The 20,693-nt window shown below is 69.3% G+C and carries 20 protein-coding genes and 1 pseudogene; 8 read left to right on the forward strand and 13 right to left on the reverse strand.

Features of this window, described 5'->3' with window-relative positions:
* Positions 1–167: 167 nt before the first annotated feature.
* A complete protein-coding gene (gene arsA, locus BM252_RS09515) occupies positions 168–2,222 on the forward strand; it encodes an arsenical pump-driving ATPase (protein WP_093386798.1) in 2,055 nt (684 codons plus the stop codon).
* 42 nt (positions 2,223–2,264) lie between these two features.
* Here the strand turns inward: arsA and BM252_RS09520 are convergent, their stop codons facing one another.
* The 6 genes and pseudogenes from BM252_RS09520 to BM252_RS09540 all read right to left on the reverse strand — a co-directional run.
* Positions 2,265–2,624, reverse strand: coding sequence for an MTH1187 family thiamine-binding protein (locus BM252_RS09520; RefSeq protein WP_342742488.1), 360 nt, complete (start codon positions 2,622–2,624; stop codon positions 2,265–2,267).
* An 18-nt stretch (positions 2,625–2,642) separates the two neighbouring features.
* On the reverse strand, positions 2,643–3,353 hold the full coding sequence (locus BM252_RS09525; protein WP_093387255.1) for a hypothetical protein: 711 nt from the start codon (positions 3,351–3,353) through the stop codon (positions 2,643–2,645).
* A gap of 161 nt (positions 3,354–3,514) precedes the next feature.
* A complete protein-coding gene (locus BM252_RS09530) occupies positions 3,515–3,946 on the reverse strand; it encodes a TA system VapC family ribonuclease toxin (RefSeq protein WP_093386804.1) in 432 nt (143 codons plus the stop codon).
* The gene (locus tag BM252_RS09535) at positions 3,943–4,173 is read right to left on the reverse strand and encodes a ribbon-helix-helix domain-containing protein (protein ID WP_093387257.1); all 231 of its coding nucleotides are present in this window, start codon (positions 4,171–4,173) and stop codon (positions 3,943–3,945) included. Before BM252_RS09535 ends, BM252_RS09530 begins: the two co-directional genes overlap by 4 nt.
* Positions 4,174–4,268: 95 nt before the next feature.
* Positions 4,269–4,484, reverse strand: coding sequence for a helix-turn-helix domain-containing protein (locus tag BM252_RS32200; protein WP_425442292.1), 216 nt, complete (start codon positions 4,482–4,484; stop codon positions 4,269–4,271).
* A pseudogene (locus tag BM252_RS09540) lies at positions 4,464–5,540 on the reverse strand (sigma-54 interaction domain-containing protein); the annotation flags it as partial. The gene BM252_RS32200 and the pseudogene BM252_RS09540, both read right to left, overlap by 21 nt.
* Before the next feature lie 385 nt (positions 5,541–5,925).
* Here BM252_RS09540 and BM252_RS09545 point away from each other — a divergent pair.
* From BM252_RS09545 to BM252_RS09565, 5 genes are all read left to right on the forward strand, one after another.
* Positions 5,926–6,819 carry an MBL fold metallo-hydrolase gene (locus BM252_RS09545; protein WP_093386809.1) on the forward strand — a complete coding sequence of 298 codons (894 nt, stop codon included), beginning with the start codon at positions 5,926–5,928 and terminating at the stop codon, positions 6,817–6,819.
* A gap of 25 nt (positions 6,820–6,844) precedes the next feature.
* Complete coding sequence (locus BM252_RS09550; protein WP_093386812.1) at positions 6,845–8,515, forward strand: bifunctional protein tyrosine phosphatase family protein/NAD(P)/FAD-dependent oxidoreductase; 1,671 nt, start codon at positions 6,845–6,847, stop codon at positions 8,513–8,515.
* Positions 8,512–9,384 carry a sulfite exporter TauE/SafE family protein gene (locus BM252_RS09555; RefSeq protein WP_093386815.1) on the forward strand — a complete coding sequence of 291 codons (873 nt, stop codon included), beginning with the start codon at positions 8,512–8,514 and terminating at the stop codon, positions 9,382–9,384. Before BM252_RS09550 ends, BM252_RS09555 begins: the two co-directional genes overlap by 4 nt.
* A gap of 72 nt (positions 9,385–9,456) precedes the next feature.
* Positions 9,457–9,891: a YeeE/YedE family protein gene (locus BM252_RS09560; protein ID WP_093386817.1), complete on the forward strand. Its 435-nt coding sequence runs from the start codon at positions 9,457–9,459 to the stop codon at positions 9,889–9,891.
* A 10-nt stretch (positions 9,892–9,901) separates the two neighbouring features.
* Positions 9,902–10,354, forward strand: a complete 453-nt coding sequence (locus tag BM252_RS09565) for a YeeE/YedE family protein (RefSeq protein ID WP_093386819.1) — start codon at positions 9,902–9,904, stop codon at positions 10,352–10,354.
* 52 nt (positions 10,355–10,406) lie between these two features.
* On the opposite strand, the gene cysS is transcribed toward BM252_RS09565, so the two are convergent.
* The 7 genes from cysS to BM252_RS09605 all read right to left on the reverse strand — a co-directional run bounded on the left by cysS (position 10,407) and on the right by BM252_RS09605 (position 19,063).
* Positions 10,407–11,780, reverse strand: coding sequence for a cysteine--tRNA ligase (cysS, locus tag BM252_RS09570; protein WP_093386821.1), 1,374 nt, complete (start codon positions 11,778–11,780; stop codon positions 10,407–10,409).
* A gap of 205 nt (positions 11,781–11,985) precedes the next feature.
* Positions 11,986–14,445 (reverse strand): CehA/McbA family metallohydrolase domain-containing protein, encoded by a 2,460-nt coding sequence (locus tag BM252_RS09575; RefSeq protein WP_093386823.1) that lies wholly within the window; start codon positions 14,443–14,445, stop codon positions 11,986–11,988.
* 87 nt (positions 14,446–14,532) lie between these two features.
* Positions 14,533–15,393 carry an ABC transporter permease gene (locus BM252_RS09580; RefSeq protein WP_093386826.1) on the reverse strand — a complete coding sequence of 287 codons (861 nt, stop codon included), beginning with the start codon at positions 15,391–15,393 and terminating at the stop codon, positions 14,533–14,535.
* A complete protein-coding gene (locus tag BM252_RS09585; RefSeq protein WP_093386828.1) occupies positions 15,390–16,397 on the reverse strand; it encodes an ABC transporter substrate-binding protein in 1,008 nt (335 codons plus the stop codon). Before BM252_RS09585 ends, BM252_RS09580 begins: the two co-directional genes overlap by 4 nt.
* A gap of 40 nt (positions 16,398–16,437) precedes the next feature.
* Positions 16,438–17,214, reverse strand: a complete 777-nt coding sequence (locus tag BM252_RS09590) for an ABC transporter ATP-binding protein (RefSeq protein WP_093386831.1) — start codon at positions 17,212–17,214, stop codon at positions 16,438–16,440.
* A gap of 303 nt (positions 17,215–17,517) precedes the next feature.
* Positions 17,518–18,015 carry a type VI secretion system baseplate subunit TssE gene (tssE, locus tag BM252_RS09600; protein WP_093386836.1) on the reverse strand — a complete coding sequence of 166 codons (498 nt, stop codon included), beginning with the start codon at positions 18,013–18,015 and terminating at the stop codon, positions 17,518–17,520.
* 157 nt (positions 18,016–18,172) lie between these two features.
* Positions 18,173–19,063, reverse strand: coding sequence for an ArgP/LysG family DNA-binding transcriptional regulator (locus BM252_RS09605; RefSeq protein WP_093386838.1), 891 nt, complete (start codon positions 19,061–19,063; stop codon positions 18,173–18,175).
* 89 nt (positions 19,064–19,152) lie between these two features.
* On the opposite strand from BM252_RS09605, the gene BM252_RS09610 reads away from it, so the two are divergent.
* Positions 19,153–19,869: a LysE/ArgO family amino acid transporter gene (locus BM252_RS09610; protein ID WP_174900470.1), complete on the forward strand. Its 717-nt coding sequence runs from the start codon at positions 19,153–19,155 to the stop codon at positions 19,867–19,869.
* A gap of 109 nt (positions 19,870–19,978) precedes the next feature.
* Positions 19,979–20,611, forward strand: coding sequence for a DUF6198 family protein (locus BM252_RS09615; protein ID WP_093386841.1), 633 nt, complete (start codon positions 19,979–19,981; stop codon positions 20,609–20,611).
* The last annotated feature ends 82 nt before the right edge of the window (positions 20,612–20,693 follow it).

Raw genomic sequence — 20,693 nt, forward strand, 5'->3', positions numbered from 1 at the left:
CGCGCCACCGCCCACGTCCAATCAAGTGAAGAAACTTTACGGAATGGCTACTTTCGGAGCGTTTTGATCTACATCAATTACTTGGCGTTTGATGACGGTTACGATGGCGTCTTCTCCGGCGCACCCGGCCGGCGCCCTGTTCCACAACCTCAAACCTAGGTGAACCAATGGAAATCAAAGTACTGGGCTCCGGTTGCAGCAAGTGTCAACACGCCATCGCCTCCATTGAAGAGATGTCGCGGCAAACCGGAATACCCTGCGACATCATCAAGGTGCAGGACCCGGCGGAGATCAAGCGCCTCGGCGCCACCGCCACCCCGGCCGTGGTCATCGATGGCAAGCTGGTACACAACGGCCATGTGCCGACCCGCGACGAGGTGGCCGGCTGGTTCGTCCCCGCTGGCTTGACCTTGCTGCGCCGGCCGACGCGCCACCTGTTCTTCACCGGCAAGGGCGGCGTCGGCAAGACCTCGCTGTCGACCGCCACGGCGCTTGCGCTGGCCGACGGCGGCAAGCGCGTGCTGCTGGTGAGCACCGACGCGGCCTCCAACCTCGACGAGATGCTCGGCATCACGCTGGCCAACGTGCCGACCCCGGTGCCCGGCGCGCCCGGCCTGTGGGTACTCAACATCGACCCGGACACGGCGGCCGAGTCCTACCGCCGCCGCGTGCTGGCGCAGATGGGCGCCGCCGCCAGCGACGGCGAGCGCGCCACCGTGCGCGAACAACTGTCCGGCGCCTGCACCACCGAAATCGCCTCCTTCGACGAATTCGCCTCGCTGCTGTCCGACGATTCCAGCGCCTACGACCACGTGGTGTTCGACACGGCGCCGACCGGCCACACGCTGCGCCTGCTCAGCCTGCCCAAGGCCTGGAGCGGCTTTTTGGAGGACAACGACCGGGGCGCCTCCTGCCTGGGACCGCACTCGGGCCTGAAAATGCAGGAGGTCCACTTCAAGGCCGCGCTGGCGGCGCTGGGCGACGCCGCCCGCACCACCATCGTGCTGGTGACCCGGCCGGACAAGGGCGCGATCAACGAGGCCGAGCACGCCTGCGAGGAGTTGCGCGCGCTGGGCGTGGACAACCAGCGGCTGGTCGTCAACGGCGTGTTCCAGGCCAGCGATCCGAGCGACGCGGTGGCCTGCGCCATCGCCGAGCTGGGCCGGCAGGCGCTGGAGGCGCTGCCCGCCTCGCTGCGCGCGCTGCCGCAGGACCGCGTGCCGCTGCGCGCCTTCGACACCGTCGGCCTGCCCGCGCTGCGCGCGCTGCTGGCGCCGGCCGCCGCTGCCGACCACGCGGCCGAACTCGCGGCCGAACTTGCAGCCGAACTCGCGGGCGGTTCGGCGGCCGCTTCGACGGCCTCGACGGCGGCGGCCGAACCCGTGCTGTCGCAAGGTGGGCTGGACGCGCTGGCCGACCAACTGGCGGCGGCCGGCCACGGCCTGATCATGGTGATGGGCAAAGGCGGCGTCGGCAAGACGACGGTGGCCGCCGCGCTGGCGCTCGGCCTGGTCCGGCGCGGCAAAAGCGTCCACCTCAGCACCACCGACCCGGCCGCGCACCTGGCCGCCACGCTGGCCGGCGAGGTGCCCGGCCTGCTGGTCGGCCGCATCGATCCCGAGGTCGAGACGCAGCGCTACATCGACAAGATCATGGCGGCCAAGTCGCCCGCCCTCAACGAGCAGGAACGCGCGCTGCTGCTGGAGGATTTGCAGTCGCCGTGCACGCAGGAGGTGGCCGTGTTCCACGCCTTCTCCAAGGTGGTCGGCGAGGCGCGCAGCGCCTTCGTCGTGCTCGACACGGCGCCCACCGGCCATTCGCTGCTGCTGATGGACGCCACCGGCGCCTACCACCGGCAGATGGTGCGCGAGTTCGCCGGCCACGCCGGCGCGCGCATCGTCACGCCGCTGATGCGGCTGCAGGACGCCAGCTACACCAAGATCGTCCTGGTGACGCTGCCGGAGGTGACGCCGGTGTCGCAGGCCGCCGCGCTACAGGACGATCTGCGCCGCGCCGACATCCAACCCTACGCCTGGGTGCTCAACAAGAGCATCCTGGCGTCGGGCACCCACGATCCGGTGCTGGCCGCCAGAATGACGGGCGAGCGCAAACAAATGGCGCGCATCGCCGGCGGCTTGGCGGAACGGCTGTTCGTGCTGCCATGGCGCAGCAAGGCGCCGGTCGGCGTGGCCGAGCTGAGCGAGCTGGTGACGGCGCCGTAGCCGGGCGCGGCGGCCGGCCCGGGGCGGCGGGCAGGACGACGCTCAGGTCGACAGTTTTCGGCCGAGTATGCTCTCGACGGTGTCAACCTTCGACTTCAGCCGGCCGGCCGGGCCGGCGCGGTAGTCGATCTTGATCTGCGTGCTGATGCGCTCGCAGTCCGTCTCCATCGCCTCGAAGCAGGCGGTAACGACCGCCATCACCTCGGCCCATTCGCCCTCGATGATGCTGCCCATCGGCGTCAACTGGTAGGGCAAACCGCTCTTGTCGATGATGTCGAGCGAGCGCGCCACGTAGCGGCTGACGCTTTCGCCTTGGCTCATCGGCGACATCGAAAATTCAAGCAAAACCATGGCAAACCTTTCAATTACGTGTTCCGCGCGGCGGCCGCCGCCCGGTTTCATTAATGCGGCAAGAGCGCCCTACTTGCCCAGCAGCGCCAGCGACTGTTCCCATTCCGGCACCCACTCGTGCAAGAACTCGTGCTGCTGGAAGGCCTTTTTCAGCCGCGAGATCGGCACGCGGTAGACGTCGTTCAGGCCCAGCGCCAGCGTGATCGGATTCCACACGGCGTTCTTCTTGGTCTTTTTGACGCTGCTCTTCACCCGCGCGCCGTCGTCGCTGAAGATGCCCAGCGCGTCGGTCAGCGCCTGCTCCAGATCCAGGCGCGCCATGCCGGCGAAGGCCGCCAGCACCTGCTCGCGGTTGATGCCGGCCTGCGACTCCTTCGCCGCCTCGACCTTCACCGGCACCGGCTCGGCCTCGCGTTTCAGCTTGGCGGCCAGCCGCTCCAGGTCGCGCTTCTGGAAGCGCAACTCGTGCAACTCGCGGCGGAAGCCGGGTTCGGGCAGCTTGGTGACGATCTTGTAGGCGTCCTTGGTGGTGGTGATGAGCACGTCCGCGCTGCCGGCGGCGAGCCGCTGCGTGTCGCCTTCGAGGAAGATGGGTGCCGCGTAGCCGCCGTTGGCGTCGCCGAACAGCTCGGGATAGGCGGCGTCGTAGTCCAGCCAAACGTAGGGGATCAGTTCGTTCTCGATCAGTCGCGCCAGGGTCCACGGCGTCGCGGTCTGCTGCGCCAGCCAGTCGCAGGCCTCTTCGGTCGTCGCCCGAAATGGTAATTCAATAATCGTCATGTTCATTCGCGTCCAAATTGAGATTGCCGGCATTGCTGCGCGCAGCGCGGCCTAAATCCCCACCTCGCCGACTACGTGCATGCCCAAGGGACAGATCATAAGCGAATCCACCGCCGAACCCAAACCAAATGCTGCCAACCACCAAGGGGCACCAGTCAGCCTTAAGCGATAAGGCAAAGGGAATTGGCACCGTCATCAATTGCGGTGGTGATGAGATGACGGTCCAATGTTGCCAACTTGCCGCCATGAGCCTTGGCCAAAGCAAGCAAATAGCTATCCGTGACCTGGGCGGAATGGCGCAACAACGTGGCATCCAGTTTTGACTCATCTAGCAAGCTAATGTCGTCCGCCCAAAACACATGGCCGTCAAGTGCGCACATGGTTTCCATTAGAGGCACCACGACAGATGGAGGTCCAGGCGAATTGGGGTATCGCGATTGCCCAACGATCCTTAGCACGCCGTTTTCAGTGATCGGACAGCTGGCCCAAGCGCTCGCTCCTTCCCTTGCAAACCAATCGTGGGCAAGGTCATGTTGAACATGGCTGCGGTCGATCAACGCGATGAGGACATTCACGTCAAGCAGGAACGTCATACCCCTAGCTCATCCCGCAAGGCATTGACCATTTCCAGGGTGACCGGGACGGCGCTCGCTTGCTTCGGCAGTAACGGTACGCCGTTTCGCGTAACTATCGCAGCCTGCGGCTGAAGCGCTTGGCGGGCGAGCTCGGAAATGACCTCGCCGACGCTTCTTCTCTGCTGCACAGCAAGATCCTTCGCCGCAGCAAGGACATCGTCATCAATTGCTATCGTTGTGCGCATGGCGCCCCCAGTGAGGACTGACATCGGATATCGACTATCTTACATGACTTGCCATGGCATGTGGCCGCACTCAGGCCAGCAGACGCCGGCCGGTCTCACGCCAGCCCCAGCGCCTTCAAGCGCCGGTACAGCGTGCGCTCGCTCAGGCCCAGATGCGCGGCCAGCGCGCGCCGCGTGCCGCGAAAATCGCGCACCGCTTGTTCCAGCGCGGCGCCGTCGATGGCGCCGTGGTCCAGCGCTACCGTCGCCGTCGCCGGCGCTGCGGGCGCCGCCAGTGCCGGCCGCGGCGGCAGGCCGCTCAACGGCGGCAACTGCGCGCTGCGGATCACGCCGTCGTCGCTGAACAGGCGCGCCCGCTCCAGCACGTTGCGCAGCTCGCGCACGTTGCCCGGCCAGTCGTGGCGCTGCAGCTGCGCCATCGCCTCCGCCGTGATGGTCAGCGCGCGCCGGCCCGGTTCGCTGTGCTGCAGGAAGGAGTTGACCAGCAGCGGAATGTCGTCGCGCCGCTCGCGCAGCGCCGGCAGGTGGATCGGGAAGGCGCTGATGCGGTAGTACAGGTCGGTGCGGAAGGCGCCCTCCGCCACCATGCGCTCGAGCGGCTTGTGGGTCGCCGCCACCAGGCGGAAGTCGGCGCGCAGGCTCTCGACGCCGCCGACGCGCCGGTACGTGCCCGTCTCGATCAGGCGCAGCAGCTTGACCTGCATCGCCAGCGGCACGTCGCCGATCTCGTCGAGGAACAGCGTGCCGCCCTGGGCCGTCTCCACCAGGCCCTGCTTGCGCGCGCTGGCGCCGGTGAAGGCGCCCTTCTCGTGGCCGAACAACTCGCTCTCGAACAGGGTCTCGGTCAGGCCGGAGCAGTCGACCACCACGAAGGGGCCGCCGGCGCGCGCGCTGGCCTCGTGCACGGCGCGGGCGAACAGCTCCTTGCCGGTGCCGGACTCGCCCAGCAGCAGCACCGGCAGCATGGCCGGCGCCACCCGATGCAACGCGGCGATGGCCTGGTTGAAGGCCGCCGAGCGTCCCACCAGGCCGGCGCCGCTGGGCCGCGCCGAGGCGCTGCGCACCAGCACCAAGCGCTCGACGTAGGCGCAGATCTCGCCGGCGCTGTTGAGGATGGGCCGCAGCTCGACCTCGACGTGCTCCGGTCCGCGCGGCGTGTGGTGGATGTGCAGCACGCGGTCCGGGCCGTGCGACTCGCGCACCCGCGTCATCGGGCAGTGCTCGCCGGCCTGGTCGCAGGGCAGATCGTAGTGGTGCGAGATGCGGTAGCACTTGTGGCCGATGTACGGCTGGTCGACGCTGGCGAACTGGCGCTGGTAGGCGGTGTTGGCGGCGAGGATGTTGTACTCCGGGTCGAGCACGATCATCGGCTGCGCCTCGTGCTCCAGATACGACAGCAGCGCCTGCAACTGGGCGCGCTTGGGCAGGTCCGACGCGGAACCGGTAGCGGCGCAGGAGGGGCTGGCCGCGCCGACGGCGGCCGGGACGATGGGGATGGTGCGCGACATGAACTCTCCTGGCGATGCCCGCCACTGTGCGCCATCGCTGCCACGCTGTCAATAACGCTGCCAACTTACTGCCAACGCACTGCCACTGCCAAGCGCAATGGCAGCGCTTATGCCCTTGTCAGGCGCGATCCTGATACGAAACGTCGCCAGATCAAGCGCTTGCGGTATCGGTAGCGCCCCCATAAGGCTGGCACACATATTGCGGTGAGTAATTACTTGCCCCACGCGCCACAGGAGTTCCATCATGCCCAGCAGTAGCAACAACAGCGCCCTCCAGGTCGAGGGCTACTTCGACCCCGCCACCTGGACCGTCAGCTATCTGGTGCTCGACAGCGCCAGCAAACAATGCGCGCTGATCGACAGCGTGCTCGACTACGACCACAAGTCCGGCCGCAGCAGCACCGCCCACGCCGACCGCCTGGTCGCCCGCGTGCGCGAACTGGGCGCCAGCGTGCAGTGGATACTCGAGACCCACGTCCACGCCGACCACCTGTCGGCCGCGCCCTACCTGAAGCAGCAACTGGGCGGCGCCATCGGCATCGGCCAACACATCGCCGAGGTGCAGCACGTCTTCGGCGCGCTGTTCAACGCCGGTCCGGAGATGGCGCAGGACGGCAGCCAGTTCGACCACCTGTTCGCCGACAACGAGGAGTTCCACATCGGCGGGCTGGCCTGCCGCGCCCTGCACACGCCCGGCCACACGCCGGCCTGCATGAGCTACGTGGTCGGCGACGGCCGCCAGAGCGCCGCCTTCGTCGGCGACACCCTGTTCATGCCCGACTACGGCACGGCGCGCTGCGACTTCCCCGGCGGCGACGCGCGCACGCTGTACCACTCGATCAACCGGGTGCTCAGCCTGCCGGCCGACACCCTGCTCTACATGTGCCACGACTACCAGCCGGGCGGCCGCGAACTGCGCTACGTCAGCACGGTGGCCGAGCAGCGCGCCCACAATATCCACGTCCGCGACGGCATCAGCGAGGCCGAGTTCGTTGCCATGCGCAAGGCGCGCGACGCCACGCTGGAGATGCCGACGCTGATCCTGCCGTCGGTGCAGGTGAACATGCGCGCCGGCCGGCTGCCCGAGCCCGAAGCGAACGGCATCCGCTACCTGAAAATCCCGCTCAACGCGGTCTGACCCGAAGACAGCTATGCAATCAACCTTGGACCTCCGGCCGCTGGCGCCGGGCTTGGCGGTGGCGCCGCAGCTCAAGCGCGCCGACATCGTCGCGCTGCACCAGGCCGGCTACCGCGCCATCGTCTGCAACCGTCCCGACGGCGAGGCGGCCGACCAGCCGCTGTTCGCCGAGCTCGCCCAGTTGGCGCGCGAGCTGGGCCTGCAGGCGCACTACCTGCCGGCCGAGTCGGGCCGCGTCAGCGACCAACAGGCGGCCGATTTCGGCACCCTGTTCGACAGCCTGCCCAAGCCGGTGCTGGCCTACTGCCGCAGCGGCATGCGCTCGACCACGATGTGGGCGCTGGCGCAGGCCGGCAGGCTGTCGCTGCCGGAGATCGTCGCGGCGGCCGGCCGGGCCGGCTACGACATGAAGGGCGTGGTGCGGCGCATCGCCAACCAGGGCCGCACGCCGGTGGAGGTGGCCGAGGCCGAGCACTGTGTCGTCATCGTCGGCGCCGGCGCGGCCGGCGTGGCCACCGCCGCCAGCCTGCTGGCGCGCCACCCGGAACTGGACGTGGCGCTGATCGACCCGGCCGAGGTGCACTACTACCAGCCCGGCTGGACCCTGGTGGGCGCCGGCGTGTTCGAGCCGGCCAGCACGGCGCACACCATGGCCGCCACCATTCCGCGCGGCGCGCACTGGATCAAGGCCGCCGTGGCCGCCTTCGAGCCGGAACGCAACGCCGTCATCCTCGACGGCTGCCGCGTGGTGCGCTACCAGCAGCTGGTGGTCTGCCCCGGCATCAAGCTGGACTGGCAGGCCGTGCCCGGCCTGGCCGACTCGCTCGGCCGCCACGGCGTCACCTCGAACTACCTGTACCACCTGGCGCCCTACACCTGGCAGCTGGTGCGCAAGCTGCGCGGCGGCAGCGCCGTGTTCACCCAGCCGCCGATGCCGATCAAGTGCGCCGGCGCGCCGCAAAAGGCCATGTACCTGTCGGCCGACCACTGGCGCCGTGCCGGCCTGCTCGAACGGATCCGCATCGACTTCTACAGCGCCGCGCCGGCGCTGTTCGGCGTGCCCGACTACGTGCCGGCGCTGATGGAGTACGTGGCGGCATACGACATCGACCTGCACTTCGGCCACACGCTGTGCGCGGTGGACGGACCGCGCAAGCGCGCCAGCTTCAGCCGCGTGCTGCCCGACGGCGGCAAGGAGGTCGTCGAGCGCGACTACGACCTGCTGCACGTGGTGCCGCCGCAGACGGCGCCGGACTTCATCCGCGTCAGCCCGCTGGCCGACGCCGCCGGTTGGGTCGACATCGACCCGGCCAGCCTGCGCCACCGCCGCTACCCCAACATCCACGGCCTGGGCGACGCCGGCAACTCGGCCAACGCCAAGACCGCCGCCGCCGCGCGCAAGCAGGCGCCGGTGGTGGCGCACAACGTGCTCGCCGCGCTCGGCTTGCTGGACGGCGCGGCGCAGTACGACGGCTACGGCTCCTGCCCGCTCACCGTCGAGCGCGGCAAGATCGTGCTGGCCGAGTTCGGCTACGGCGGCAAGCTCGCGCCCAGCCTGCCGACCTGGCTGGTCGACGGCACCCGGCCCTCGCGCCTGGCCTGGCTGCTCAAGGCGCGCATGCTACCGCCGCTATACTGGAAGGGCATGCTCAAGGGCCGCGAATGGCTGGCCAAGCCGGAGTTGACCGACCGATGAGCGCCCTCCTCGCCACCTTCGCCACCACCGCCGCCACGCCGACGGTGGCCGCGCTGGGCCTGGCCATCGGCGTGGTGCTGGCGCTGACCGGCGCCGGCGGCGGCATCCTGGCGGTGCCGGCGCTGGTGTTCGGCGCCGGCCTGGGCATGGCCGACGCCGGCCCCATCGGCCTGCTGGCCGTCGGCATGGCCGCCAGCCTTGGCGCCTTGTTGGGGCTGAAGGCCGGCATCGTGCGCTACAAGGCGGCGCTGCTGGTCGCCGGCGCCGGCATCGTCTGCTCGCCGCTCGGCCTGTGGCTGGCGCAACGCACGCCCAACCGGCCGCTCAGCTTCGTGTTCGCGCTGGTGCTGCTGTACGTGGCCTGGCGCACCTGGCGCCGCGCCCATCCGCACGTGGCGGCGGCCGACGACGCGGCCGCCGCCAGCCTGCACGCGGCGCGCGCCGCCGCGCGCCGCGCGCCGCCCTGCCGGCTCGACGCCGGCCGTGGCAAGCTGGTGTGGACGGCGCCCTGCGCCCGCGCCCTGGCCGTCTCCGGCCTGCTCGCCGGCGCCCTGTCCGGCCTGCTCGGCGTGGGCGGCGGCTTCGTCATGATCCCGGCGCTGCAGCGCTACACCGACCTGGCCATGCAGTCGGTGGTGGCCACCTCGCTGGCGGTGATCGCGCTGGTGTCGCTGTCCGGCGTGGCCGCCAGCGCCGCCAGCGGCCACCTGCAGTGGGCGGTGGCGCTGCCGTTCTCGGCCGGCGCCATGGCCGGCATGGTGGCCGGCCGCGCCATCGGCGGCCAGCTGGCCGGCCCCCGGCTGCAACAGGCTTTCGCGCTCTTGTCGGCCGCCGTCGCGGCGGCGCTGATGGCCCGCTCCGTGCTATAAAGAGTCGCGCGCCAGGGCGCGTGCGACGCCATGATTCCCCATTCATCGTTCATGCTATACAAGGAAACCACTATGACCATCGCCTGGAACGCATTCACCCCCTGGTCCGCCCTGCTCGGCGGCGCCCTGATCGGCGTCGCCGCCGCGCTGCTGATCCTGTTCAACGGCCGCATCGCCGGCATCAGCGGCATCCTCGGCGGCCTGCTGCGGCCGCTGCGCGGCGACATCGGCTGGCGCGCCGCCTTCATCGGCGGCCTGCTCGCCGCGCCGGTCGTGTACAGCCTGTTCGCCACCCTGCCGCCGGTCAGCGTCGCGGCCGGCGACGGCGCGCTGGTGCTGGCCGGCCTGCTGGTCGGCGTCGGCACCCGCTACGGCTCCGGCTGCACCAGCGGCCACGGCGTGTGCGGCCTGTCGCGCCTGTCCTGGCGCTCGCTGGCCGCCACCGCCGTGTTCATGGGAGCCGGCTTCGCCACCGTCTTCGTCACCCGTCATTTGTTGTCGTTTTAAGGAGTCGCATATGTTGATCGTGAGCGCGTTGTTGGCCGGCCTGGTGTTCGGCTGGGGATTGATCGTGTCGGGCATGGCCAATCCGGCCAAGGTGCTGGGCTTCCTCGACCTGGCCGGCGACTGGGACCCGTCCTTGATGCTGGTGATGGGCGGCGCCATCGGCGTCGGCGTGCTCGCCTTCGCGCTGGCGCGGCGGCGCAGCCGCAGCTGGCTGGGCGCCGAGATGAAACTGCCGACGGCGCAGACCATCGACCGCCGCCTGCTGGTTGGCAGCGGCCTGTTCGGCATCGGCTGGGGCATCGCCGGCATCTGTCCCGGCCCGGCCCTGGTCGGCGCCGGCATGGGCCTGCCGAAGATGCTGCTGTTCGTCGGCGCGATGGTGGCCGGCATGCTGCTGTTCGAGGCGGTCGAACAGTGGCGCCGCAAGCCGGCGGCACCGCGCGGCCCGGTACGCCCGACTTAGCGGAACGCGGGGGCGCCCCCGCCCCCGTCCTGCGCCGGCGGCAGATGCCGGCTCACATCCTGCGTGCTTGCTGCCCCTGCGGGGTGTCGTCTAAGTCATAGCCGATTTCCCTCGCCTGGGCGCGCAACTGATCGGCGTCAGACCAGCGCCGCTCGCTCCTGGCCAGCTCGCGCCGAGTCATCAACTCGACCAGCTCCTGCGGAATGCTGACGACGTCGGGCTGCCAAACAGCGAGCCGCAGGCCGAACGCTTCGTCAAAGCTCAGCAGCGTCGCCTTTTTCACCCCGTCCGCCAGGCCGCTTTTCAGCACTTCCCACGCCAGCGCCAGCGCGCGCGGCAAGTTCAGGTCGTTGCCCAACTCGGCGCGAAAACGTTCGAGATAGTGGTCGTCGGCTCGGCCCGGCACGCCCAGCCGGTACACCAGCGTGCGCAAGCGCTCAAGCCCGTTGGCCGCGCTGTTGAGCGCTTCGTCGGTAAAATTCAGTTGGCTGCGGTAGTGCGTGGTCAGGCACAGGTATCGATAGGCCAAGGGGTCGATGCCCCTGTCTATCAGCGTTTGCAGGCGCAGGAAGGCGCCGCCCGATTTCGACATTTTGCCGTCCCCGCTCTTGAGGAAGGCGCCATGCAACCAGAAATTGGCCAACCGGGTTCCATACCGGGCTTCCGTTTGGGCGATCTCGTTACTGTGATGTACCGGCACGTGGTCCTCGCCGCCGCAATGGATATCGAAGTACTCGCCCAAATGCCGGGCCGACATCGCCGAGCATTCGATGTGCCAACCGGGGAAGCCGACGCCCCACGGGCTGTCCCACTCCATTTGACGCAGGCCGACGGTGCCGCTGAACTTCCACAGCGCGAAATCGGTGATCTGCCGCTTCTCGCCCATCTCCACCCGTTTTCCCGACTGCAGGCCGGCGCGGTCCAGGCGCGCCAGATAGCCGTAGTCCGGCTGGCGCGAGGTGTCGAAGTAGATGCCGTCGGCGGTGCGGTAGGTGTAGCCCTTGCGCTCCAGGTCGGCGATGAATTCGATTTGCTCGGCGATATGCGAGGTGGCGCGGCACCAGGTGGCGGGCGCGCGGATGTTCAACAAGGCCAGGTCTTCCTTGAAGGCCCGCGTGTACTCCTCGGCGACGTCCCACGCCGACTTCCCCGTGCGCCGGCTGCCTTTCTCCATTTTGTCGTCGCCGCTGTCCGCGTCGGAAGTCAGGTGGCCAACATCGGTGATGTTCATGACGTGGTTGACCTGGAAGCCCTCATATTCCAAGGCGCGGCGCAGCAAATCGACGAAGATGTAGGTGCGCAGATTGCCGATGTGGGCGTAGTCGTACACCGTCGGGCCGCAGGCATATAGACCGATCCGGCCGGGTTCGATCGCGTGCAGTTCCCGCTGCGTGCGGGTATAGGTGTCGTACAGGTGTAATGCCATGGTGTCTTCCGGATCAGGTCAACTAAAAACAAAAAGGGCCACAGGTTTTTCAACGCTGTGGCCCTTGAGGAATGTGCAAACGTGGCTGTCTACGCGACGCTCTCCCCAAGCGCACGATCACAACACTGCGCGAAGGCGGTGGTGACGGATGGCGAGGAGTGTTTGGTGTTCATGGCGGCTAATATCACACAGACCGGATCGGGCGTCAAGCCGGCGCTGTCGGGTCGAAGGTGACGAACAGCGCCGACGACCAGACCTTGCTGTCGTCGCGCTGGCGGCCGAAGAAGTAGACTGGGCGGTGGCCGAAGGGGCCGTTATGCGGCGCGATCTCCAGCGTGCCGGACACCTCGGCCGGCAGGGCCTGCTCGGTCAAGCGCTCCAATGCCAGGAACAACTCGGCGCCGCCCAGCTCCAGCCGCAGGCCGCCCTCCTCCAACAGCTGCGCGCCGCTGATCTGCCAGCTGAACTCCGGCGCGTGGACGAAGGGGTTGCGCTGCAGCGGGTCGCCCACCTTGACGTAGCTGTCGATGGTGCCCTCGACCTTGATGGTGCAATTGCGCAGGTTGCTGACATCCAGGTCGATGCTGTCGGCGTCGCCGTAGGTGTCGCTGCGGAAGGCGATGCCGGTCGGGCCGTCGCGCCAGCAGACCTCTTCGCCGTGCTCGAAGCCGTGCGACTGGTAGCGGTTGACGGTGCCGTTGCTGACCGTGATGCGGCCCTTCCACGAGGCCCAGCGGTAGCGGTCGGGGATGCGCGCACCGCCCCAGCGCAGGCGGATCAGGCGCTCCGAAAAGCCCAGCTCCTGGTGCAGGTTGCGCCGCCAGATCCGCCCGGTGTGGTCGTAGGCGGCGATCTCGTCCCAGCCGGCGGCGCCGAGGAATTGATAGTCGACGCTGAGCGGGCCGTCGGCGCGGAAGGCGTCGCCCTGCACGTGGCGGCCGGCCTTGACCAGCAAGGCGGTGTGCTCGCCGGTGGTGGCCCAGGTGTGGCGGGCGCGCAGCGCGCGGCCGATGCTGGCGCGGTCGAGCTGCTCGGCCAGCACGCCGGTCAGGCCGCCGTGCACGCCGAACACCTGGGTGCCCGGCGGGCCGCCGCCGGGGCGGCCGCGATGCTCGTCGCCGCTGGCGGCCACGCCGATCTGGTAGCCGCGCGCGATGACGTCCTGGTACAACCAGCCGAAGTGGCCCCAGCTGGAGGCGATCTCCACCAGCCGTTCCAGCCCGGGGTGGTGCCAGTCGGGGATGTAGCGCCGCCCGCCCACGTGCGGCATGATCAGGTGCTGCTCCGGCTCGTCCACATAGGCGGCCCACAACTCCTCCACCGGCCAGCGCCCCGTCTCCACTGCGGCGCCCTTCATGTCCTCGTTCCACAGGAAGGTGCGGTTGTGCTCGCCGCGTTTGTTGTAGGGGAAGTCGGGCGCGGCGTCGCCGAGGAAGACCACGTTGTGGTCGCCGCCGGCGGTCGAGCTGCCGCACCACTCCTGCACCGGATAGCAGACGAAGTGGCCAGGCCGGTTGAACTCCTCCACCGTGTCCACTCCCAGCTGCCAGTTGGCGTCGGTGATCTGGAAGTCGTTGGCGGTGTAGCCCAGCACGTCGATGCCGCCGACGTCGCGCGCGTAGGCGGCGTTGTAGGCCGGGCTGTTGGTGCCGACGGTGTCGCCGGCGTGCACGTGCAGGTCGGCGTAGAAGGAGCGCGGCGCGCCGAAGCGCCGGTCCACGCTGAGCAGCGCGCTGGCCGGCTTGACGTCGCGGCCGCCGACCAGTTCGGCGACCACGCGCAGGTCGGCGTCGGCCGGCAGGTCGTCGGCGCCGACGCTGGCCCAGCCCTGCTCGGGCAGGGGCAACAGCTTGTCGTAGAGCGGCTCGGCGGCGGCGGCAGCGGCGGCAGCGCCATCCGCGGCGGCGCCCGCCGCCGCGTAGGCGCGCAGGCGGATCGCGCCGCCGGCGGCCTGGCAGACGTTGCCCCAGCGGTCCTGCGCCGAGACGCGGAAGGGCACGCGCTCGCCGGGCCGGGCGAAGCGCGGGCCGGCCAGCAGCAGCCGCGCCGGCGCGCCGGCCGCCATGTCGATGACGATATCGCCCGGCACGGCGGCGAAGCGCGAGGTGCCCAGCGGGTCGACGTAGCAGCGGAAGCGGAAGCGGTCCTCGGTGAAGGTCTGCACCCGCGTGCCCGGTCCGCCGCCGCGCCGGTCGCCCAGGCGGATGATGATGTGGTCGCCCGCGTTGAGGTAGCCGTCCACCACGTCGACGATGATCGATTTCTGGTAGGGCCGCTCGTGGCCCTTCTGGTCGAACCGCACGCTGAGCGACTGCACGCTGGCCGCGCTCTGCCCGGCCACCAGCTTGCCGGACTGGTACTCGGCGCTGATGTAGTTGGCCGCCGTCGGGTCGCTGGTCTGGAACAGCGCCCAGTCGGAATAGAACTTGAAGGTGGCCTTGAACCAACCGCCGTCGGCCAGGCCGGCCGCGCCCACCTCGTAGTCGATGACGATCTCGTTCCAGCTGCCGGTCTCCAGCCGCGCGACGTTGCAGGCGACCCGGCCGACGAAGGGCAGCTGTTTGTTCTGCAGGTACAGGCCTTCCGGCGCGTAGTGCTTGCCGAGTTTTTCGCGCAATGCGGCGTAGCTTTGCGCCGTCGCCACTGGGGTAGTTTGCTTGCTCATGTGGTCCGTTCCCGTAGTCGTTATCGTTGTTCTGTTGTCGTTGTTCTGTTGTCGTTGTTCTGTTGGCGTGTTGTCGGCCTCGGCGCCTCAATGGCCGCGCCAGCCCTCGTGGCGCCGCTCCAGGCGGCGGAACACCAGCAGCTCGGCGAGCCAGGCGGTCAGTCCGATCAGCGCGATGCCGAGCAGGACCTGGGCGGCGTTGCCGACCTGGCCGCCCATCGACACCATCCAGCCGATGCCGCGCGAGGCGCCGATCATCTCGGCCGCCACCAGCGCGCGCCAGGCCTGGCTGAAGCCGGCGCGCAGCGCGCTGGTCAGCGCCGGCAGCGAGGCCGGCAGGTAGACGTGCAACAGCAGCTGGACCCGGCTGGCGCCAAGCACGCGGGCGGCGCGCACCTCGTCGCTGCGGATCGCCAGCACGCCGTCCTGGATCACCTGCGCCATCGGGAACACGGCGGCGATGAAGATCACCGCGATGATGGCCATGTAGCCGATGCCGAACACGATCATCGTCAGCGGCGCCCAGGCGATCGGCGGGATCGCCATGAACAGGCCGTTGAGCGGCGTGACGAACTCGCGGAAGCGGCGCGAGATGCCGGCGCTGGTGCCGAGCAGCAGCGCCACCACGATGGCCGCGCCGAAGCCGCCCAGCTCCTCCAGCAGGCTGGCCGCCAGCTGCGGCCACAGCTTGCCGCTGGCGATCCAGCGCCAGCCCTCCTGCGCCACCTCCCACGGCTGCGGCAGGATGTAGGACGGGAAGCGGCTGGCCAGCGCGCTCCACACCAGCAGCAGGAAGGGCAAGGCGGCCCAGCTCCACGACGGCGTCGGCAGGCGCAGGCGCAGGCCGGTGCCCTTGACGCCGGCGCCCGATGCGGCGGCGCGCGCTTCGGCGACATTGAGGGCGCGGTTCAAGCCCTCCAACTCCACGCCGTTGGCGACGGCGTTCATTTGCGCACCAGCGCCGGCTGCTCGGCGCGCAGTTGCCAGCTCGGGTCGACGATCTGCCCCGCCGTCAGCGGTCGGTTCAGCAGACCCAGACCGAGCGAGTAGTCCATCAGCCGCTGGATGAAGCGCAGGTCGGCCGGCTCGATCTTGTCCGACCAGCCGAGCCGCTTGCGCGCCTCCTGCACGATGGCGGCCGGCGCGATGGTGGCGCCGGCGGCGGTCTTGATCGGCGCGATCTCGAAGGCCTCGGCGATGATCTGGTTGGCCTCGGCCGGATGTTGGTTGAGGAAGGCGATGGCGCGGCGGTGCGCGCGCAGCACCTTGACCACCTCGTCCGGCCGCTCGGCCAGGGTGCGCGGCACCGCCATCACCACATACCAAGGGTAGTTGGGCAGCTTCTGGTTCAAGTCCACCAGCACCTTGCCGCTGCCGCGCAGCACGGCGGTCGAGACGAAGGGCTCCCAGGTGAAGGCGGCATCGACCAGGCCGCGCTCCAGCGCCGCGTTCATGTTCGCGGCGGGCATGCTGACGATGTCGACGTCCTTGTCCGGCTCCAGCCCGCCCAGCTCCTTGGCCACGTAGCCGCGCAACAGCAGGTCCATGCCGCTGCCCTTGGCCAGGCCGGCCACCTTCTTGCCGCGCAAATCGGCCACGTTCTTGATCGGGCTGTTGGCCGTGGCGATCAGCGCCGCCTGGCCGTAGTTGACCTTGGCCAGGATGCGGCTGTTCAGCCCGCGCGCGAACCACTGGAACACCGGCGGCGCGCCGATGTAGGCCATGTCCAGGTCGCCCGAGGACAGCGCCTGCTGCACGATGGGGCCGTCGCCGAAGGCCTTCAGCTCGACGTTCAAGCCCTCCTGCGCGTAGTAGCCGTTCTTCTCGGCGATCAGCGCTGGCGCGTTCGCCATGGCGCGCACCCAGCCGATGCGCAGCGGCTTGCCGTCGGCCTGGGCCAGGCCGGGAAGGAACGAGAGTGCGGCGACAGACAGGGCAAGGATTTTGATCATGTTCGGCTTTCAGCTTGTATCGATGGGGGGCGGAAACGGCTCAAGCCTCGGCGGCGTCGGCGATGCAGTCCATCAGCGCGCTGCTGTACTGGTGGAAGCGCGGCAGCTTGCGCGTGGCGCGCTGGCTGCGCGGACGCGGCAAGTCGATGGCCAGCTCGCTGCGGATGCCCTCCGGCGCGCCGCCCAGCACCACCACGCGGTCGGCCAGGAACACCGCCTCGTCGATGTCGTGGGTGATGAACACCACCGTCTGGCCCAGCGCCGACCACAGGCGCAGCGTCTCCTCGTTCATGCTGCTGCGCGAGATGGCGTCGAGCGCGGCGAAGGGTTCGTCCATCAGCAGCAGGGTCGGCTCCATCACCAGCGTGCGCGCCAGCGCGACGCGCTGCTGCATGCCGCCGGACAGCTGGTACGGCAGCTTGTGCGCGGCGTCGCCCAAGCCGACCAGCTCCAAATAGTGGCGCGCCCGCTCGCGCTGCTCGGCGGCGCCGAGGCGCTTGGCCATGCGCAGCCCGAAGCGCACGTTGTCGAGCGCGTTCAGCCAGGGGAACAGCTGCGGCGACTGGAACACATAGCCCAGCTCCGGCGCCTCCGGCGTGACGGCCACGCCGTTGATGGCGACGCTGCCGCGTTGCGGCTGCTGGAAGCCGGACAACAGGTTGAGCAAGGTGCTCTTGCCGCAGCCGGAGGGGCCGAGCAGCGCGACGAATTCGCCCGCTTGCACATGCAGCGAAAAGTCGCGGAACACGGCGTGGCCGTTGGGGTAGGCGAAGTCGACGCCGTCGACGGATAACTGGGCCATCTGCTGAGTGGACATGGTGTGCCGATCAAGTCTGAACTGCGTTCGGAGCCCGGCCGGCGCTGCCTTGGCGGGGTGTCAACTTGTCATGCTACGTATTAAATTTGAAATTCAAAACGAAGCCTTTTGCATATCCATATTCGAATTGATTGGGCGCGCGAAGCGGCCGGATCGGGAACAATCGCGGCACGCCCACATCGCCATTTCGGCCCTCCCGGAAGCCGCCACCATGAACGCAGTCATCCCCGCCAACGCGCCGCTGGTGCGCAAGAACGTCACCTCGATGTATGAGCAGATCGCCCGCCAGTTGCGCAACGGCGATCAGGACGAAGTGTCCTGCTCGGCGTGGCCAAGCTGGCGGATCGCGTACTGCTGCGTGGACGGCTTGAGCACGGCGTCGAAGCGCACCAGCTCGGCCGCCGCATCCACCTTCAAGCGCGCCGAGATCAGGAAGTCGACCCGGTTGACGCACGTGCCGCGCACGCGCAGCGAGGCGCTGACGGCGCTCAGCCTCGGCTCATGCCGCTCGATGGCGCGCTGCACCGCCGCGCAGATCAGCTTCTGGTCCTCGCTGCTGGTCAGGCACATGCCGGCGAAGTCGATCAGGCCGTAGTTGACGATCGAGTTGCCGACCTCGGGATAGGCTTCGAGCAGCCCGGCCGGCAGCGCGGCACGGGTGTTGAGCAGCGCCTCCAGATCGCGCGCCACGGCGTCCTTCAACTGCTCCAGCGTCCAGCCGGCGCGGCCGCCGCGCGTGGCGGCGTGCGGCTGGTCGTCGAGCAGGCGGTCGAACAGTCCGGGGGCGTAGTGTGGCGTCATGGCGGCTCCTGCTGGCGGCCGCCGGGGCCGGCGGGAAGGTCCATTGTGCGTCAATTGCCGCGCGACAATTTGCCGCCGCTCAAACGAACGCTGCGGGCGCCACGCGCCGATGCAGCCGGATTGCAGCGGGCTTGCCGCGACAGGGCTTCGCGCCGCCTCAGGGCGGCAGCAGCCAGCGCGCCGCCGTCGCCACCACGCTGTCGCTGAGGGCGCGCGTCAGCGCCGTTTGCACGTTCCAGCAGTGCCAGGCCAGCGCCACGTCGAAGTGGGCGCCCGGCGTCAGGTCGAGCAGCGTGCCGGCGGCCAGCGCCGCGCCGGCCTGCTGCGCGGGCAGCATGCCATAGGCGTGGCCGGCCTCGATCATGCGCACCACGCCCTCCGAGGTGCCGAAGGCGTGCTGCGGAAAGGCGCCGTCCCAGCCCAGCTGCTGGCGCAGATAGTTGCGGTGCAGCGCGTCGTGCTGGTCGAACACCAGCGCCGGCGCGCGCGCCGCCGCCTCGGCGCTCAAGCCGTCGGCGAACCAGCGGGCGGCGAAGGCCGGCGCGGCGACGCAGTGGTAGCGCATCACGCCCAGCGGCGTCATCACGGTGCCGGCCACCGCCTCGGCCGAGCTGGTGACGCAGGCCACCACGCGGCCCTCGCGCAACTGGCGCAGGGTGTGGTCCTGGTCGGCGATGCGCACGTCGATCAGGCAGCTGGTCGGCGTCAGCAGCGGCGCCAGCGCCTCGGGCAGCCAGGTGGCGGCGCTGTCGGCGTTGACGGCGATGGCGAACTGCGGCAGCGCCCGCGCCGCCGCCGGCGCCGTCTCCAGCGCCGATTCGAGCAGCTGCACCTGGCGGTAGTGGGCGATCAGGCGCAGGCCGCGCTCGGTGGCCCGCGGCGGCTGGCTGCGCACCACCAGCAGCGCGCCGACCGCCTCCTCCAGCGCGCGCAGCCGGTGCGACACGGCCGGCTGGCTGATCGACAGCTGGACCGCCGCCCGTTCGAAACTGCCGCTGCCGACCACGGCGTCGAGCGCGGCCAGGCCGCGATAATCGATGGCGCTCATTAGTTTTTTGAATGAATGGTGAATATCATTCATTATACTAATCCACCCCGGCTGATTATGCTGGCGTCCTGTCAAACCAAGGGGACGTCATGTTGAGCAGTGTGTTTTTCAAGGGAATCGGCCTGGGCGGCAGCCTGATCATCGCCATCGGCGCGCAGAACGCCTTCCTGCTCAAGCAGGGTTTGCAGGGCCGCCACGTGCTGCTGTGCGCCGCCGTCTGCATGGGCTGCGACATATTGCTGATCGGCCTGGGCGTGAGCAGCGTCGGCCGCGTGGTGGCCAGCAACGCCGCGCTGCTGGGGCTGATCCGCGTCGCCGGCGCCCTGTTCCTGTTCGAATACGGCCGGCGCGCCGTCTGGGCCGCCTGGCGGCCGAGCGGCCTTGATCCGTTGGCGCCGGGCGCCGCCACCTTCGCCACCGCCCCGAGCGGCGCCGCCGTATCGGCACCCGCACCGCTTGCCGTATCGGCCAAAGCACCGGCCGCCGCGCCGGGCCCGGCCTCGGCGGCATTGACCCGGCGCGGCCCGGCCCTGCGCACGGCGCTGGCGCTGAGCCTGCTCAATCCCCACGCCTGGCTCGACACCGTGGTGCTGCTCGGCGCCATCGGCGCGCAACAGCCCGGCGAGACGGGGCGCTACGTCTTCGCCGCCGGCGCCATGAGCGCCTCGCTGCTGTGGTTTTCCTGCCTCGGCCTGGGCGCCCGCCTGTTGGCGCCGCTGTTCGCCCTGCCCCACGCCTGGCGCGTGCTCGACGGCCTGATCGCCGCCACCATGTGGGGCATCGCCCTGTCGCTGGTGTGGCCTTGACGGGGCATGGAAAGCGGGTGGCGGGGGAATTAGTACACAAATGAACGAGCGAGGCAATCATCCAAGGTGAGCATTGCCGCCGCGCACTCGGCGGGATTATAGTGGCGCGATGGAAACTGAAGCCACCGTCCCGCCCGCCGCCCCGTCCGCCGCCCCGCACACCCTGTTCGACGATATACAGGCGCTGGTCGCCGGCACGCTGCTGATCTCGCTGGGATTGGCGCTGCTGGGCAAGGCCAGCCTGATCACCGGCGGCACCGTCGGCATCGCCTTCCTGTTGCACTACGCCAGCGGCGTCAGCTTCGGCAAGCTGTTCTTCCTGATCAACATCCCGTTCTACCTGCTGGCCTGGAAGAAACTCGGCTGGGTCTTCACCCTCAAGACCTTCTGCTCGGTGCTGCTGCTCTCGCTGTGGTCGGAGCTGCTGCCGCTGGCCTTCAAAATCGACCAGATCAACCCCGCCTACGCCGCCGTCATGGGCGGCCTGCTGGCCGGCGTCGGCCTGCTGATCCTGTTCCGCCACCGCGCCAGCCTGGGCGGCGTCAACGTGCTGGTGCTGTACCTGCAGGAACGCTACGGCTGGCGCGCCGGCTATGTGCAACTGGCGCTCGACGGCACCATCACGGCGCTGTCGATCCCGCTGATCTCGCCCAGCGCCATCGCCATGTCGCTGCTGGGCGCCCTGGTGCTCAACCTGACCATCGCCATCAACCACCAACCCGGACGCTACGTGGCCATCTGAGGCCGGCGCGCACGCCGACTCGGGGTTTTCGCCGATTCCGATAGCTATCTGTCCGTCATGCAATTAGACTTGCAGGATGCGG

The sequence above is a fragment of the Rugamonas rubra genome (genome assembly GCF_900114705.1).
GTDB classification, from domain to species: Bacteria; Pseudomonadota; Gammaproteobacteria; order Burkholderiales; family Burkholderiaceae_D; genus Rugamonas; species Rugamonas rubra.

Excerpts from the sequence above, each read along its gene's own strand:
- arsA (WP_093386798.1), top strand. The coding sequence starts at position 168 with ATGGAAATCAAAGTACTGGGCTCCGGTTGCAGCAAGTGTCAACACGCC.
- BM252_RS09520 (WP_342742488.1), bottom strand. The coding sequence starts at position 2,624 with ATGAAACCGGGCGGCGGCCGCCGCGCGGAACACGTAATTGAAAGGTTT.
- BM252_RS09525 (WP_093387255.1), bottom strand. The coding sequence starts at position 3,353 with ATGACGATTATTGAATTACCATTTCGGGCGACGACCGAAGAGGCCTGC.
- BM252_RS09530 (WP_093386804.1), bottom strand. The coding sequence starts at position 3,946 with ATGACGTTCCTGCTTGACGTGAATGTCCTCATCGCGTTGATCGACCGC.
- BM252_RS09535 (WP_093387257.1), bottom strand. The coding sequence starts at position 4,173 with ATGCGCACAACGATAGCAATTGATGACGATGTCCTTGCTGCGGCGAAG.
- BM252_RS09545 (WP_093386809.1), top strand. The coding sequence starts at position 5,926 with ATGCCCAGCAGTAGCAACAACAGCGCCCTCCAGGTCGAGGGCTACTTC.
- BM252_RS09555 (WP_093386815.1), top strand. The coding sequence starts at position 8,512 with ATGAGCGCCCTCCTCGCCACCTTCGCCACCACCGCCGCCACGCCGACG.
- BM252_RS09560 (WP_093386817.1), top strand. The coding sequence starts at position 9,457 with ATGACCATCGCCTGGAACGCATTCACCCCCTGGTCCGCCCTGCTCGGC.
- BM252_RS09565 (WP_093386819.1), top strand. The coding sequence starts at position 9,902 with ATGTTGATCGTGAGCGCGTTGTTGGCCGGCCTGGTGTTCGGCTGGGGA.
- cysS (WP_093386821.1), bottom strand. The coding sequence starts at position 11,780 with ATGGCATTACACCTGTACGACACCTATACCCGCACGCAGCGGGAACTG.
- BM252_RS09575 (WP_093386823.1), bottom strand. The coding sequence starts at position 14,445 with ATGAGCAAGCAAACTACCCCAGTGGCGACGGCGCAAAGCTACGCCGCA.
- BM252_RS09580 (WP_093386826.1), bottom strand. The coding sequence starts at position 15,393 with ATGAACGCCGTCGCCAACGGCGTGGAGTTGGAGGGCTTGAACCGCGCC.
- BM252_RS09585 (WP_093386828.1), bottom strand. The coding sequence starts at position 16,397 with ATGATCAAAATCCTTGCCCTGTCTGTCGCCGCACTCTCGTTCCTTCCC.
- BM252_RS09590 (WP_093386831.1), bottom strand. The coding sequence starts at position 17,214 with ATGTCCACTCAGCAGATGGCCCAGTTATCCGTCGACGGCGTCGACTTC.
- tssE (WP_093386836.1), bottom strand. The coding sequence starts at position 18,015 with ATGACGCCACACTACGCCCCCGGACTGTTCGACCGCCTGCTCGACGAC.
- BM252_RS09605 (WP_093386838.1), bottom strand. The coding sequence starts at position 19,063 with ATGAGCGCCATCGATTATCGCGGCCTGGCCGCGCTCGACGCCGTGGTC.
- BM252_RS09610 (WP_174900470.1), top strand. The coding sequence starts at position 19,153 with ATGTTGAGCAGTGTGTTTTTCAAGGGAATCGGCCTGGGCGGCAGCCTG.
- BM252_RS09615 (WP_093386841.1), top strand. The coding sequence starts at position 19,979 with ATGGAAACTGAAGCCACCGTCCCGCCCGCCGCCCCGTCCGCCGCCCCG.